The sequence below is a fragment of the Cocleimonas flava genome, assembly GCF_004339015.1.
Lineage (GTDB): Bacteria > Pseudomonadota > Gammaproteobacteria > Thiotrichales > Thiotrichaceae > Cocleimonas > Cocleimonas flava.
Genome location: NZ_SMFQ01000006.1, coordinates 1 through 18,776, shown reverse-complemented (window position 1 = coordinate 18,776; position 18,776 = coordinate 1). Strand labels below are relative to the sequence as shown.

The 18,776-nt window shown below is 41.6% G+C and carries 3 protein-coding genes; all 3 read left to right on the top strand.

Annotated elements, in window-relative coordinates; all coding sequences use genetic code 11:
* Positions 1-52: 52 nt before the first annotated feature.
* Positions 53-6,613: a DUF7507 domain-containing protein gene (locus EV695_RS20065; protein ID WP_131907823.1), complete on the top strand. Its 6,561-nt coding sequence runs from the start codon at positions 53-55 to the stop codon at positions 6,611-6,613.
* Between the two features lie 717 nt (positions 6,614-7,330).
* Entirely contained in the window at positions 7,331-17,512 is a 10,182-nt protein-coding gene (locus EV695_RS20060) for an SdrD B-like domain-containing protein (RefSeq protein WP_131907822.1), read from the top strand.
* 329 nt (positions 17,513-17,841) lie between these two features.
* Positions 17,842-18,776: hypothetical protein (locus EV695_RS20055; RefSeq protein WP_207907183.1), on the top strand; the 935-nt coding region annotated here is incomplete at its 3' end.

Below are 18,776 nucleotides of genomic sequence, written 5' to 3'. Positions count from 1 at the left end.
GATCGTACCAACCAGCATCACTTGTCCATCAGTCGCACCGAATGGCACCTGTGTGTTGATCGGAACCTACACCGTGACGCCACAAAATGTCAGTGACAGCAATATCGTCAATACCGCAACAGCGTATTCTGATCAAACCGATCCGGTTACTGACGGTGAAACCACCAACATTAATGCGCCCCTTTTAGCCGTTGATAAACCTGCCCCCGCCAATGCAGATAATGATGGCAATACCGAAGTGAGTGAAGGCGATGTATTGACGTATACCATCACCGCGACCAATACAGGTGCGGCAACGTTAACGGATGTTGTAGTGACGGATACTAAAATTACGCCAAATACGATTACTTGTGCAACGTTAGCTCCTAGTGCGACTTGTGAGTTAAGTGGCACATATACTGTAACACCAGCTGATGTAACAGCGGGTGCAATCATCAATGATGCCACCGCAAACTCTGATCAAACACCAGAAAGTACCGCGAAAAATGTCAGTGATATCAACGCGCCGAGTTTAACCCTTGTAAAACCAGCGCCTGACAATGCAGATAATGACAGTAACGGTGAAATCAGTAATGGAGATGTATTAACCTACACGGTAACTGCAACCAATAACGGTACGGCGACCTTAACCAACGTAGTAGTTTTGGATACTAAAATCACGCCAAATACGATTAGTTGTGCCACATTAGCACCTGCTGCGACATGTGTCTTAAGTGGTACGTACACCGTAACACCAGCTGATGTTACGGCGGGTGCAATCATTAATGATGCCACCGCAAACTCTGATCAAACCCCAGAAAGTACCGCACAAAATGACAGTGACATCAATGCACCGAGTCTAACGCTGGTTAAGCCTGCGCCTGACAATGCTGATAATGACAGTAATGGTGAAATCAGTAATGGAGATGTATTAACCTATACGGTAACCGCAACCAATAACGGTACGGCGACCTTAACCAATGTCGTGGTAACAGATAACAAAATCACCCCGAACACGATTAGCTGTGCCACATTAGCACCTGCTGCGACTTGTGTCTTAAGTGGTACGTACACCGTAACAACAGCCGATGTAACTGCGGGTGGGATCATCAATGATGCTGCGGCAAACTCAGATCAGACCCCAGAAAGTACAGCGCAAAATGACAGTGAGATCAATACACCGAGTCTAACGCTGGTTAAGCCTGCGCCTGACAATGCTGATAATGACAGTAATGGTGAAATCAGTAATGGAGATGTATTAACCTACACGGTAACCGCAACCAATAACGGTTCGGCAACCTTAACCAATGTCGTGGTTACAGATAACAAAATCACCCCGAATACGATTAGCTGTGCCACATTAGCACCTGCTGCGACTTGTGTCTTAAGTGGTACGTACACCGTAACATCAGCTGATGTTACGGCGGGTGTAATCATTAATGATGCCACCGCAAACTCTGATCAAATACCAGAAAGTACCGCGCAAAATAACAGTGACATTAATGCACCGAGTCTAACGCTGGTTAAACCTGCGCCTGACAATGCCGATAACGACAGTAATGGTGAAATCAGTAATGGAGATGTATTAACCTATACGGTAACCGCAACCAATAACGGTACGGCGACCTTAACCAATGTCGTGGTAACAGATAACAAAATCACCCCGAACACGATTAGCTGTGCCACATTAGCGCCTACAGCCACCTGTGTATTAACGGGCACCTACACGGTAACACCAGCCGATGTGACAGCAGGTGCAATCATCAATGATGCCACCGCAAACTCTGATCAAACTCCAGAAAGTACTGCGCAAAATGATAGCGACATCAATGTACCGAGTCTAACGCTGGTTAAGCCTGCGCCTGACAATGCCGATAACGACAGTAACGGTGAAATCAGTAATGGAGATGTATTAACCTACATGGTAACCGCAACCAATAACGGTACGGCGACCTTAACCAATGTCGTGGTAACAGATAACAAAATCACCCCGAGCACGATTAGCTGTGCCACATTAGCGCCTGCTGCGACCTGCGTGTTAAGTGGCACGTATACCGTAACACCAGCCGATGTAACTGCGGGTGGGATCATCAATGATGCTACGGCAAACTCAGATCAGACCCCAGAAAGTACAGCGCAAAATGACAGTGAGATCAATACTCCGAGTCTAACGCTGGTTAAGCCTGCGCCTGACAATGCCGATAACGACAGTAACGGTGAAATCAGTAATGGAGATGTATTAACCTACACGGTAACCGCAACCAATAACGGTTCGGCGACCTTAACCAATGTCGTGGTAACAGATAACAAAATCAACCCGAATACGATTAGCTGTGCCACATTAGCACCTGCTGCGACTTGTGTCTTAAGTGGTACGTACACCGTAACACCAGCTGATGTTACGGCGGGTGCCATCATTAATGATGCCACCGCTAACTCTGATCAAACACCAGAAAGTACCGCGCAAAATAACAGTGATATTAATGCACCGAGTTTAACGCTGGTTAAACCTGCGCCTGACAATGCAGATGAAGATGGTAATGGAGAGATCAGTGAAGGGGATACTTTAACGTATACCATTACTGCTACAAACAATGGCACAGCGACCTTAACCAATGTTGTGGTTACAGATAACAAGATCACGCAGAACACAATCAGTTGCTTAACAGTCGCACCGGGAGATACCTGTGTGTTAAGTGGCACGTACACCGTTACACCAGCCGATGTAACGGCGGGTGAAATTATCAATGATGCCACGGCGAACTCTGATCAAACACCAGAAAGTTCCGCGCAAAATGTCAGTGGCATCAATGCACCTAGTCTAACGCTGGTTAAACCTGCGCCTGACAATGCAGATGAAGATGGTAATGGAGAGATCAGTGAAGGGGATACTTTAACGTATACCATCACTGCTACAAATAATGGGACAGCAACATTAACCAATGTTGTGGTTACAGATAATAAGATCACGCCGAATACTATTAGCTGTGCCACTTTAGCTCCTGCTACGACTTGTGTCTTAAGTGGTACGTACACCGTAACACCAGCCGATGTAACTGCGGGTGAAATCATCAATGATGCCACCGCGAACTCTGATCAAACACCAGAAAGTACCGCGCAAAATAACAGTGGCATCAATGCACCGAGTCTAACGCTGGTTAAGCCAGCACCTTCTAATGCAGATGAAGATGGTAATGGAGAGATCAGTGAAGGGGATACTTTAACGTATACCATTACTGCAACAAATAATGGAGCGGCAACGTTAACTAATGTGATAGTGACGGACAGCTTATTAGCAACTCCAAATGATACAATCACTTGTGCGAATGTTATTTCGGGTTCAACGTGTGTGCTCACTGGTAATTATGTGGTTACTGCTTCTGATGTTTCTTCTGGCTCTATTGTCAATAATGCAAGTGTAATATCAGATCAGACTCCCGCTGTAGATGCTTCAAATACATCGTCTATTCTAGAGCCAAGTTTAGTAGTGGTGAAACCAGAACCAGTAAATGCAGATGAAGATTCTAATGGCGAAATTAGTGAGGGTGATACTTTAACTTACACTATAACTGCCACCAACAACGGGGCTGCAACTTTAACTAATGTTGTTGTAACAGATAGTTTATTAGAAGCGCCAAACGATACAATAACCTGTTCAAGTCTAGCGACTGGCGAGACTTGTGTTCTTACTGGTAATTACACGGTTACAAATGCTGATGTTTTGTCTGGCCAAATTTTAAATACAGCTAGCGCAGTTTCTGATCAAACTATTACACCAGTAACAGATAGCGTTACTAGTGAAGCGTTGATTCCTTCTGCCAGTATTAATAAGTCAGAGCCAGTTAACAGTGATGAAGATGGAAACGGTGTTGTAAGCGCCGGAGATACGCTTACTTATACTGTTACTTATACGAATACGGGTACTGCCACGCTTAGCAATATTTCTATTAATGATAGTCAAATTTCGCCTAGTTCTAAAACATGTTTAACATTAGCGCCTAATGATAGTTGTGTATTAGTTGGTGTTAAAACAGTAACCGAAGACGAAGTAAATGCAGGTTCAATAACAAATACTGCATCAGGTGATTCTGCACAATTAGCAGCTATATCAGATTCTGTTACGACCAAAACAGCAAACCCTGAAATTCGATCCGTGAAAAGCGCAAGCGAGCCAGAGTTGAATGCAGATGGAACTTTTAGTGTTAAATTCACGATAATCACAAAAAATACTGGAACTATTGATTTAAGTTCACTGACACTTATTGATGATTTGAATGCTCAATTAGGAACATCTTTGGTTGAAGTAACCACGCCACCCATAGTCAGTTTTGCAGATAATGCATCAGGTAATTCTCAGTTACCGACGGTAAATTCAAGCTACTCAGGATTATCAGGTTCAACTAATTTATTAACAGGCGCTAATGGTTTACTGGTTGCTGGAGATAGTTATAAAGTTGACTTTGAGGTACGTATTAACCCCTATGCAGAAAATGCTCCTACTAGCTATGGGAACCAGGCAACAGCAGGTGGAACTTCAGGAACTTTAACTGTTAGTGATCTCACTGATAGTGGTACAAACCCAGATGACTCTAATACAGCGAGCAATGATGATACTGGAGGTCATGATGATGCTACATCATTTATACCTCCTGTACCTAAGCCAGAAATTCTAGCAACAAAATTTGCAGGTGCACCTGTACTGAATTCAGATTTAACGTTTAATGTTCCATTCACTATCATCGTTAAAAATACCGGTGATGTGAATATGACCAATCTTCACTTGCAAGATAATTTATCATTGAATGCTCAATTAGGTAGTACTTTCCTTGGGATAGAAGGCACACCTGTATCAGGAATTAGTAATAACATTAGTGGGTCGGCTATAGCTCCTACTATAAATTCAGGCTTTACTGGAACAAGTTCAGATCCTGAACTTTTAATAGGGACAGATGGTTTCCTCGCGCCAGAGGATGAATACACTATTAACTTCGTTGCACGTATAGATCCTAATGCTATAGGTGCGCCAACAGAGTTAAAAAATCAGGCTTCAACTTCGGCTGTTAGTCCAGATAGTTTATCTTATTCTGATCTTTCTGATGCTGGGGACTCTACAGGTAACAGTAACGGTGCGCCTGGTGATACCGGTGACGAAGATGATCCTACATTGTTGCTATCGACTATGTTTACAGTGCCAGCCGCTGATCTATTAATCAGTAAAGTTGCCAGTAAAAAAACCGCGGCAGCGGGGGATTTAATTCCGTATACAATACTAATCAAGAATAAAAGTAACTTCCTGGCCCAAGGAATTTCGGTACTCGATAATTTACCTAATGGATTCAAAATTGATAAGGATACTATCAAAGTAGCAACGTTTGATGCTGATCACAAACTTCTATCTACCGCTACAGCTAATAGCTCTGGTATAGACCCCGTCACCGTATCGAATTTAGTTATTCCTGTTGAAACTGACGGCTATGTGAAAATTACATATATAGTTCGAATAGGAACGAATATCCTCGCTGGCGACCAATGTAATACAATCAAAGCAAGTGTAAATGCTAATAGTAATATTGCTACGGCCTGTGTAACTATAGATCAAAATACGGTACTCGATCAATCTACCGTGATTGGCAAGGTATTCCATGACCGTGATGGTGATGGGTATCAAGATCTGGCGAATGCATCAGGGCTAACACTTAAGAGTGATTACTTTGGATGGAATAGCTTGCACCTCGGTGACCTTAACGGTCGTGTGAGTGTATTGGATAATCCAAATGATCTAAGTAAATACCAAAAAATAATCCGCATGCCTTATTCTAAGAAGAATGATTTCAAGGTCACGACTCAACAAGGTACTGTGATTAATGTCGATAATCGAGGACAGGTTACGACAGCACATAAAGGACTGAAGAAGAAGGGCCTTACTGCTCAGGATATTCGTGTAACGATACGTAAAACTCGCGGTATCCCAACTCAGACTCCTGTCAAAATACATCGCGTTCCATTAAAAGAAATGGATGTACTTGAAATTACCATCACAAATCATGGTATTTATGAAGAAGGTATCCCAGGTGTGCGTTTAGCAACAGTGGGTGGTTTACTGATTGAAACAGATGGCTATGGACGTTATCACATTCCAGATGTTGATGGAGGACGTCGTAGCTGGGGTAAGAACATTATCATTAAAGTTGATACTGCCACCTTGCCAACAGGTTCTCGTTTTACTACCGAAAACCCAAGAGTATTGCGCTTGACTAGTACAGCACTCAATAAAATAAATTTCGGTATCAAACTACCCGTTAAACAGCAGACAAAACCAGCAAAGAAAAACACAAAGAAGAAGATTGCAGAAAAAACTGCCCCAAAGGTGGGGGGTGCCTCTAACAAAATAATAAGGGTTGAATTAGGCGCTAACTTCTTCGAACTAAACAGTCATGTTATCAAACCTGCTCAGATGAGTAATATCAAACTACTCGCTGATAATATTAAGAAACATGGTCGTGCAGAAATTGATGTCATAGCTGAAGATGTCGCTAAGCAGATTGTGTACAAACGTGTTCAATCAGTAAGACAGGCTTTATATAAACTTCTAGGTGCAGAAACAATGAAATCTGTGAAAATCAATATTAAGTAAAGCATCAGAGATACCGATGTCTAGAAATAGACATTGGTATCTATTCTTCTAAGAATTGTTGTTTTGATAGACTATCTCAGTTTAAAAAAAATAATGCATAAACCTATTGATTATCTAAAAATTAAATACAGTATTTTTAATTAGATTCGTAATTAACGCACCTACAACCAGCCCCATCCTATATTTCACATAGATATATTCTGAAATAGAATAAAAACAGAGTCTATTTCACGACTCATCTACCATGATTTGATATAAGAAAATAAAAAATAGCCCTAAAGTAGGGGGGTGACTTAGTGTTTAATCTATCTGTTTTTTACAATTTCACTGTAACAACTTCAATCTCTATTCATAACTCATTCCTATGCTTTAAATAGCAACAATTCTGTATAAAAATTTATTCAGTATTCATACCGTTCGTCAGTTAAGGTGAACTAAAAATTATTATTTTCTACCAACGGCGCTCTTAGTAAAACCATCATAAGATATTGAAAGTAAACGTAAAAAACACATTTGTTTGCATGTAAATTAACCTCTGATTCAGTTTCGTTTAGATATTATTGATAATTAATTTAATGGCAAAGTCATACATACACGATATTAAATTATTAAGAGAAAGACTTAGTTTATGTAAACAAGTCTTCAACACTAATAGATGTATTTAAGACATAGGCAAGTATCTATAGCGCTGTGTTAATAATAAAAAAAAGGTTTGAGATGAAAGTAGTTGAACAGTGTAGTTCGTATTCGTTAATGAATGAAAAGCAAAGTAAAAACAAACGACGTTCAGGAAGGGTGAGTGCATTCCTGATATTGTTTACATTGTTAGTTATTTCTCCTCAAGTTTTTGCAGAGAATTTAAAAGTTGTATCTTATTATGGTAAGACCGGCGGAATCGTTGGCGATGGTTCATTGAATGCAGTCGGTCAACTGGTTAACGACGTCAATATTTGTCCTTCACCGAATGATAATAATAATGCAGTACCAGGTTGTGATTTTGATGATGACTCTGGTTATCAGGTTAACGATATCAATGATCCGACAGATGATACCTATAATGGGGATTTGATTGTACGCGCTAATGACCAATTTCAGGTATTTGCTGGTTGGTCAGTTAATGGAGGGAATGAGCCAGTTACGATCACAGCTGTATTGCCAAGTTCTTCAGTAGCTCCAGGACCTATTGTAAGTAATCCTCTACGTTGGGCAGGTGTACCAGGCAGTTGTGCACAAGCTCTCTCTTCGATTTCACCAGATGGTTTAACGCTAACTTGTGTACGTTCTAATTACACCACTGCACCTGCCTATAGTGAAGATATCCCTTTTAACGTGGTAGTAAAAGGTGGGACACCGAATGGCACTACACCTGGTGATATCAGTATTACTATTGATTCAGATAACGGAACTGCCTTTCAAGATGATGTAGGCGAAAGTATTATTGTCACAGCTGCGCCTCGTTGGAATATTGAAAAATCTTATTACACAATTTCTAGGAATTACCAACATAACGGTGTTGTAGGCGATTTAATTTGGTATATCTACCGCTTAGAGGTGGATGAGGTGCCAGGCGCTACTGATACAACATCTTCAGTTTTGGGTAATGAGTCGTTGGGTAAAGATTTTAAATTGGAATTTACCGATGATTTAAGCCGTGTTTCACCCAATGCAGAATTAGTTGACTGTAATATGAATTATGAAGCTGCGGGTAGTCCTTGGCCTTTTTACTATGCTGCAGCTCCTGAGCGTGGCACAGCAACACCCAAAGCAACAATGGTACAAACTTGTACACAAGCAAGTGGTCCGGGGACTCCTATCAGTCTTGTTCATGATCATATAGATACTAGCCTTGATCATATTCCAACTATCGCAAGAAATGGAATAACAGCTATACCAGTAACGAGAGCTATTGCTACGTCAGGTATCATTCGTATATTTGTTCCTCAAACGGATGTCATTGCAGGTATCAATACGACGGATACAACAGGCCCAAATGAGTTACGAACCGTAAATGAATATTCTTCATTTGATCCTGTTTCTATTTCAGGACAATCAAACTTTGGTTCTCAAGCAGAAAGTATTGAAGATAATGATTACCCTATTACCCTGCGATACACTTTATCTGGTAGTTTCCAAAAGTATTATGCAAAAAGCACAACTGCCTGGACAACTCCAGTTACAGGTGCAACAACCTGGCGAGCAGGTAATGCAGCGGTTACACCAGGTGCTAATTGGGCAGCAAGATTATCTTATTCAAATAGTGGAAATGCAGGGTCTCTAACAGGGGGTATAATTTGTGATATTTTTGATCCTAATACGGTCGATGTAACAGATATTCCGGGAAGTCCTGGTCATGCAGCAAAACTTGCTCCATATTCGCTTACCCCTGCCTCAGTAACAGCAGGCGCTGTCTTCGAGTATGCGACTGGGTTTGTTGGCGGAAGCTGGCCTCCTGATGCTAACTCTAACCAAAGTGTGAGAGTGTCACAAGAATGTGGTGATGCTGGTATAACTTGGCATTCAACCACTACTGCTGCAAGATTAGTAGGACCAATTTCAAAAGTTAGGGTGAGATTTACAACGGATATTGATCCAGGAAAGTCTGCTCATCCTGTGATCAACTTAGTAGCACGTAGTAATGATCTTAATGGTAATGCTTTACCTGCTGGAACTATTATTCCAAATTACTCCAGCGTTACTGATGATACATATTTTACAGCAGCTCGTTATCCTGCTACGAATGGTTGGTTAACTAATAACTACGAGCCAAAGTCAGATTTTGATAACCCTCCGAGTGGAAATTATGGTGACCGTGTTCTATTAGTCCGAGGTAAGGTGCGAATTCAGAAAGACCTATCTACTAATAATGTTTCTTCAGGTAGTGTAGTTGATGTTAATTTACGTCCTTCCTTTACTTGCGATGCGACCACGATTGAAACAGCACCCGTTAAAATAATAGAGATGTTGCATGAGGGATTATCGTATCAAACAGGGTCAGCCACTAATCCACCGGGTGAGCCTGTAATTGGCAGTTGTTCTAACCTTGAAGATGGAGATTTAAAAACTTCTTGTACGGCTGATAATCAAATATTGATCTGGGACTTAGGTCTTAAAGATTGTAATACAGTTATTCCTGATTTGGACTATAAGATAGATGTATCACCGGCAGCTCCAGTAGGTACCCTACGTACTTACAGCATGATTTCTGCACCAGCAGATGCTAGCCCATTAACGATTCGTACCGCAAATGCGAATATGACTATGAGCCTTCCTTCTGCATTGATAATGACAAAAACGACTTCAGATGCTTTTTATGAAATCGATGAGACCTTGAACTATACGGTTAATGCGCGTAACGGTACTGCAAATCCATTAACGAATGTGGAAATTATTGATATCCTTCCTTTTAATGGAGATGACACAGATGGGTTTAAATTCACCACGGGCTCGTCGATTGTAGATATTACAAGATCCCCTGGGAGTGACTTTGATGGGAATACCAGCTTTACGAGTGTTAATCTTTCAAGTTGTGCGGGTACACCCACTTATAGATATTCAAATACAACACATAAAAACATTGATATAAGCCCACCTGCTTTAACTAATACTAATGGTACAACCACTTGGTGTGCAGGAACAAGTTCAGGACCTGCGGGTAGTTGTGGTTTTTCGAATAGTGATGTTACGGCTGTTTGGGTATCTGGTATTGAATTAGGTCCTAACGCACTGTGTGCAGTAAACGTAGCGATTGGTACTTCAGGTCAAACCATTACACGATTACAACGTTTCACAAACTCAGCGGGAGCATTTGCTAATGAAATAAGTTTACCGACCTTGTCAAACGAAGTAACGATCATTGGGCAACAACCCGTTACTATTGATGATACACAAAGTAACCCAGGGTTTATTAGTCCTACAAATCCAACTACGCTTGACATTACATCGAATGATTCACATCCTGATAGTGTTGTTAGTCTGGATAAAACAACAGTTAGCTTTGACCCTAGTAGTGTCACAGGCGGCGTTGGAACCGATACAGATGGTGATGGTGACATTGATCGAGTTGTCGTTCCTAACGAAGGCACGTGGACAGTTGATGCAAATGGCATAGTTACATTTACACCTGTTGCTGGCTTTACAGGTGATCCATCACCTATTTCTTATACTATTAAATCAGATAATGGTTTTCAAAGTGAACCAGCCACAATTACGGTTGATTACAATAAACCTTCGACAATCAGCGGTAAAGTTGAACTTGATACCAATAACGATAATACAGGTGATGCGCCACTTTCGGGTGTAACAGTTACATTATATGAGTCTGATGGAACAACACTAGCCACTGATGCTTTTGGTAATGCGATTCCTGCTGCTACAACATCAGCAGATGGTAGTTATAGTTTTACAAATATTGGTTCTGGCGATTATGTGATCAAAGAAACAAATCTTGCTAACTATAGCTCGATTTCTGATGTTGAGGGTGCTAATGACGATAGTATTGCAGTTACAATGCCTGCAATTCCAGCTCCTATCATTAATCAGAATTTTGTAGATGCATACCCAGAAATAAAGGCTATTCCAGAAACGTTTCCTGTTATTAATGGTAAAGACGGTGGTGTTACTACTACAGTATTAACTAGTGATACTTTAATCGGTTCACCAGTAGTAGCTTCAGATGTAACAATTACAGTCGGTACCTCAGCCTCTGAGATAACACTTGATCCAACAACTGGTTTAATTACAGTGGCGCCGAATACACCAGCGGGAACTTATCAAGTTACTTACACAATCTGTGAGAACGCTATTCCAACAAACTGTTCAACAACCACAGAGACGGTAACGGTAGAAGCCCCAGAGATACTGTCTGTACCAGAAACATTCCCAATTATTAACGGTAAAGACGGTGGCGTAACCACGACGGTATTAGCGAGTGATACTTTAAACGGTGACCCCGTTGTAGCAGCAGATGTGACGATTACTGTTGGTACTTCTGCACCTGAATTAACACTTGATCCAGGTACAGGTTTAATTACTGTGGCACCCAATACAGCAGCAGGTGATTACCAGGTTACTTATACGATTTGTGAAAATACAAACCCAACTAATTGTTCAACGACGACAGAGACAGTATCCGTTTTAGCGTCAGAAATATTAGCTGTTCCAGAAATATATCCAGTAGTAAATGGAAAAGACGGTGGAGTAACTACAACGGTTCTTGCCAGTGATACCTTAAATAGTGATCCAGTAGTCGCTGCAGATGTAACAATTACTGTTGGTACATCTGCACCTGAACTAACGCTTGATCCAGTTACAGGTTTAATCACTGTCGCAGCGAATACACCAGCGGGTGATTATCAGGTCATTTACACTATTTGTGAGAATATTAATGCTACGAATTGTTCGACCACTACAGAAACAGTAACGGTTGAAGCGCCTGTAATATCGGCTGTTGCAGAAACATATCCAGCTGTAAATGGTAAAGACGGTGGTGTAACAACAACTGTACTAGCCAGTGATACGTTAAATGGTGATCCAGTAGTCGCTACAGATGTAACGATTTCTGTTGGTACTTCAGCACCTGAACTAACGCTTGATCCAAGCACTGGTTTAATCACTATAGCGCCAAATACACCAGCAGGTGATTATCAGGTTACCTATACAATTTGTGAAATTATCAATCCAACGAATTGTTCAACTACAACCGAAACAGTAACGGTTGAAGCTCCAGCAATATTGGCAGTTCCAGAAAGCTATCCAGCTGTAAATGGCGTTGATGGTGGTGTAACAACTACAGTTCTTGCGAGCGATACCTTAAATGGAGACCCAGTAGTAGCATCGGATGTAACAATTACTGTTGATGCTTCAGATCCTGCATTAACGTTAGATCCTGCAACGGGTTTAATCACAGTTGCTCCAGGAACTGCGGCAGGTCAACACACAGTTACTTATACTATTTGTGAAAACTTAAATCCTACTAACTGTTCAACGACAACTGAAACAGTTGCGGTAGATGTAGCACCGATTACTGCGATTCCTGAACCCTTCCCAGCTATAAACGGTCTGGAAGGTGGAGTTACAACGTCAGTGCTTGCGAGTGATACATTGAACGGAGACCCTGTAGTTGCTACCGATGTAACCATTACAGTTGATACTTCAGACTCTGAACTAACTCTAGATCCTACGACAGGGGTGATTACTGTTACTCCAGGTACACCAGCGGGTGTTTATGAAGTGACTTACACAATTTGTGAGAATTTAAACCCAACAAACTGTGCGACTACAACAGAGAAAGTTACTGTAGAAGCGTCAGTGATATTAGCGATTCCGGAAAGTTATCCAGCATTCAATGGGGTAGATGGAGGAGTTACTACAACGGTACTTGCAAGCGATACCTTAAATGGTGATCCTGTAGACGCTTCAGACGTAACAATTACGGTTGATGCCTCAGATCCTGCATTAACGTTAGATCCTGCAACGGGTTTGATAACAGTTGCTCCTGGAACTGCAGCTGGTCAACACACAGTCACATACACTATTTGTGAGAATCTAAATCCTACAAACTGTTCGACAACGACTGAAACGGTTGCAGTTGATGTGGCGCCTATATCCGCAATTCCTGAGACTTTCCCTGTTATAAATGGTCTTGATGGTGGCGTAACTACGTCAGTACTTGTTAGTGATACTTTGAATGGAGACCCAGTTGTCGCTACCGATGTAACGATAACGGTTGACACATCTGACTCTGAACTTACTTTAGACCCAGAGACCGGTTTAATAACTGTTGCACCGAACACGCCAGCAGATGTTTATGAAGTGACTTACACAATTTGTGAGAACTTAAACCCAACAAACTGTGCAACTACAACGGAGACAGTGACGGTTGAAGCTGCAGAAATTTTGGCTGTACCAGAGACATTCCCTACGATTAATGGACTAGATGGCGGTGTAACAACAACAGTTTTAGCAAGTGACACTTTAAACGGTAATCCAGTTGTTGCGGCTGATGTGACTATTACGGTTGATGCTTCTGATCCAGGGTTAACACTTGATCCTGTTACAGGATTGATAACAGTAGCGCCAGGTACAGCGGCAGGTCCTCATATTGTGACTTATACAATTTGTGAAAATCTGAATCCTACAAATTGTTCAACAACTACCGAAACTGTTTCGGTTGACGTAGCGCCTATACTTGCTGTGCCAGAAACCTATCCAGTAATTAACGGTGCCGATGGCGGTATAACCACAACGGTCTTAGCCAGCGATACCTTAAATGGTGTAGCAGTAGTACCAGCAGATGTAACAATTACAGTCGATGCAATAGTTCCTAATCTTACGCTTGATCCAGCAACTGGTTTGATCACTGTAGCTCCAGGTACACCGGCTGGTGATCACACCGTGACGTACACGATTTGTGAAAACTTAAATCCTGATAACTGTTCTACCACAACAGAAACTGTAACGGTAGAAGCGGCTGCTATTCAAGCGATACCAGAAACGTATCCTGTAATTAACGGTACAGAGGGTGGAGTAACCACAACAGTATTAGCAAGTGACACATTAAACGGTGCCCCAGTCATTGCAGAAGATGTAACAATTACGGTTGATGCAACGGATCCAAACCTTACCTTAGATCCAGCAACTGGTTTAATTACCGTAGCGCCAGGCACAGCAGCCGGTAGCTATGAAGTTACTTACACGATCTGTGAGAATTTGAACCCTGATAACTGTTATACGACAACAGAAACGGTAACCGTAGAAGCAGCACCTATCCTTGCTGTTGCAGAAACGTTTGAACCTATCAATGGGTTTGAAGGTGGCGTAACAACGAACGTATTGGCGAGTGACTCTCTTAATGGTGCGCCAGTAGTTGCTACGGATGTAACGATTACAGTTGATACCACAACGCCAGAGTTAGTGCTCGATCCAGACACAGGGTTGATCACAGTAGCAGCAGGTACTGCTGCGGGTACTTACGAAGTTACTTACACGATCTGTGAGAACTTGAACCCTGATAACTGTTCGACGACGACTGAAACAGTCAATATCGATATGCCATCAATTGGAACTGAACCGGATATTATGGCCACTATAGATGGTACCACTGGTGGATCAGGTAGTGTCAATGTTCTAACGAATGACACAATTAATGATGAAGCGGTTGATCCAGCATTAGTGGCTATCACAGTGAATAGTTCTACCTCTCCAGGTGTAACGATTACGCCAAATGGAACATTAACCGTAGCTCCTGGAACTCCAGCTGGTACTTACACGGTTGAATACACTATTTGTGAGATTCTTAATCCTACAAACTGTAGTACGACTACAGCAACGGTTCCGGTTATTGTCAATCTTCCACCTGTTGCAGAGGATGACATTAAAGAAGATCAGAGACTAGGTCAGCCAGTAACAATTCAGACAGTGGCTAACGACAGTGATCCAGAGGACAGCCTTGATCCAACATCTGTTAAGTTACGTGATCCTTCAGGTAACTCAGTGACGACATTAGTCATAGCAGGTGAGGGTACTTGGACAGTTGATCCAACCACAGGTGATATTACCTTTACACCAGAGCCTGGTTACTTAGGAGATCCAACACCGGTTGATTACACGGTAAAAGACACCAGAGGTCTTGAATCTAATATCGCCACGGTCACGATTGACTATGAAGAGCCAGCAGCGATTGAAGGAACAGTGTGGTTAGACAGCGATAAAGACAATGAAATTGATCCAGGTGAAGACCGCAAAGCCGGTTGGACGCTCAAGATCAAAGACAAAGACGGCAATGTGATTGCGACCACGGTCACTGATGCTCAGGGTAACTACTCAGTTACAGGTTTAATTCCTGATGAGTATACTGTTGAGTTCTACAATACCAATGGCACCTTGATTTCAACCAAGTCTACGGATGGCCCACTAGCATCAGGTGAAACTACAAATTTACCATTACCGGTTGATCCAAGCGGAGTGGTATATGACAGCACCACGAGTGAAGTACTTCCTGATGTTACTTTACAAATGGTTAACTCACAGGGAACCCCTGTAGATTTAAGTTGTTTAGGTGAAGGTCAACAAAACCAGGTAACAGCAGAGGATGGTATTTATGCCTTTGATGTTTATCCAGGCGCTCATCCAAGTTGTCAAAACGGTGAAACGTATACCATTAAAATCACCAAAGCACCTGCAGGTTACTACGTAGACAGCACAATCACTCCACCAAAAACCGGTGTATATGATAGTGATCCAAATGAGTCAAATTGTACTGTAGATGCGATTGCTAATAGTGGTAGTTGTGAAGTGCAAGGTCAGCCAGATGCACCACAAGAAGGTCAGGACACGACTTACTATATGGACTTCTCGTTGAACTCCGGTGATAGCAATGTCATCTTTAACCATATTCCGTTAGACAATGAAATCGCGCGTCAGACTGAATTAGATGATGACACCGTATTGTTGAGTAAATCAGCGAACAAGAAAGAAATCAGTGTTGGTGATCAGTTGTATTACACAGTACGAGCTGAGAACACAAAAGAAGACGAGGTAGAGGTTGATGTACGTGATGACTTACCAAAAGGCTTCAAGTTTGTCGCTAATGAAGCAAAGCTAACTAGAGCTGGTGTGGACAACACTTTTGGTACAGCTGACGATATCGTTTCAACGATAAAAGCAACGGGAACATCTACACTCAGCTTCGGTCCATTAACGTTACAAGGTAATGAGATCGTGCAGATCGGATATATCCTCAAAGTCGGTACAGCAGCCACACAAGGTAATGCAATTAATACTGTACAAGTATTCGCATCTGGCTCTGACGATGATATAGCCAGTAACATCGCTACCGCAACAGTTGCCATCGTTGCAGACAGCGTGCTGGATCAATCGACCTTAATTGGTAAAGTGTTCCATGACCGTGACGGTGATGGTTACCAGGATCCTGCAAATGTTACAGGCCTAACAGTGAAGAGTGATTACTACGGTTGGAATAGTCTTCACCTTGGTGGGCTTAACGGTCGCATCAGTGTGCTGGATAATCCAAATGATCTCGGTAATTATCAGAAAATCATTCGCATGCCTTTCTCTAAGAAGAATGATTTCAAAGTCACGACTAAGCAGGGAACGGTAATTACGGTAGATAACCGCGGTCAGATAAAAACAGATCATACAGGCCTGAAGAAGAAAGGACTGACAGGTCAGGATATCCGTGTGACCACACGCAAGATTCGTGGTATTCCTACCCAGACGCCAGTGAAAGCTAAACGATTACCAGAGAAAGAAACGGATGTTCTTGAAATCACCATTACCAATTATGGTATTCATGAAGAAGGTATACCGGGTGTGCGATTAGCAACAGTGGATGGTCTATTAATCGAAACTGATGGTTATGGACGCTATCACCTACCTGATGTTGATGGAGGACGTAGAGGCTGGGGCAAGAATATAGTGCTTAAAGTTGATACGGCAACATTACCGAATGGTTCACGTTTTACCACAGAGAATCCTAGAGTGATGCGTTTGACGGGTACTTCACTGAATAAGATTAACTTTGGTATACAGCTACCAGTAGAAAAACAGGTAGCTCCTGAAACCAATACATCATCAAAAATCCAGTCATCATCAAAAACTGCCCCAAAGGTGGGGGGTGGCTCTAGCAAGGTGGTAAGAGTTGAAGTGGGTGATAGCTTTTTTGAACATAATAGTCACGTTATCAAAACTGCTCAGATGAGTAATATCAAGCTTCTTGCAGATCATGTTAAGCAATATGGCCGAGCAGAAATTGATGTTAAAGCAGAAGGTGTCGCCAAACAGATTGTCTACAAACGTGCTCAATCTATAAGGCAGGCTTTATATAAACTTTTAGGTGCTAAGACGATGAAGTCAGTGAAGATCAATATCAATATCAAGTAATAACTAAGTGAAGGATGCTGGTTCTTGTATAAGCATCAGTATTCTTCAATAAGGTTAAAAATAATAAATAGAATGTATAACCATAGACTCTTATAACTTTACACCGCTCATCAGTTTTGCCGAACTTAATTAGTATAAATTCTACAAAAATATAAGCATAAGTGAATATATAAGATATTGAAAATAAATGAATAATAAAATACTTTGCATGTAAGTTAATACCCAGTTCAGTTTCAATATTATAGAATTAGAGAAATTTAATGTGGGCACTGATAAATAAAATAATAAATATAATCCCCAGTATAAAAAATAATAAGTAGGTTGCTCAAATGAAGATGAATAATAAAATTGCCCAGGCTAATAAATCAGTTGGCACTAAAACAATAAGAAAAATGCAAAAATCCCCCATTGCGTATTCTTTAGTTGCAGGTCTGGTTTTAAGCAGCGTGAGTATAGTCGCAGAGGCAACTGCACCTTCTTATAAAGAAAAACCAGCATTCACTATGAAGATTGAATCTGTTGATGATTCTTCTAATACCACCGTAATAAGTGGAGATAACGATCAATCTGTAAAACTTGCAAAAACTACTGACGAAGTAATAAACAAATCTGCCAATGAAACAGATGACCAATCAGCCAACCAATCTGCTAGCCGTAGCATACGTTTAAAAGACGGTGGTGTTATCTGGGTCAGTAAAGATCCTTCTACAATAACCCCTGTACTTAATGTTACTGCACCAAACTCGATAGAAATGGAAAAAGGCGAGTTTGTATCTCCGATGAATTTTGAGATCACCACCAACTATGCGCACTTTATCGATAGCTGGGAACTTGAGGTTTATTATGCGGAGGATGAACAGCAGAAGCATCCTATCGCCTCGTTTATGGGCAAGTCTCTAGAAAATGGTCGTACGGTTAAATGGAATGGCTCAAATAAGAAAGAAAACAAACTTAAAGAAGGCGACAAGCTTAGCTATATCCTGACCGTGAAAGACAAAGACGGACATCTGGATAGAACGCATTTACGTCAGATCAGCCTAGTGGGACCGCAACGTAATATCACCGACACCGTGAGCAGTAGCGTATCCAGTAATCTTGAAAATAACCTCGATCTACAAACCATTCCGGTACACGGCTCACGCGTTAGAATTTTTGGCCGTGATATCCCGACAGACCATACGATCAAGATCAATGATGAAAGCATCTCGCTGGTTGAAAATAAGTTCGTAGTCGAAAAACTACTACCCGAAGGGCAGCATGATTT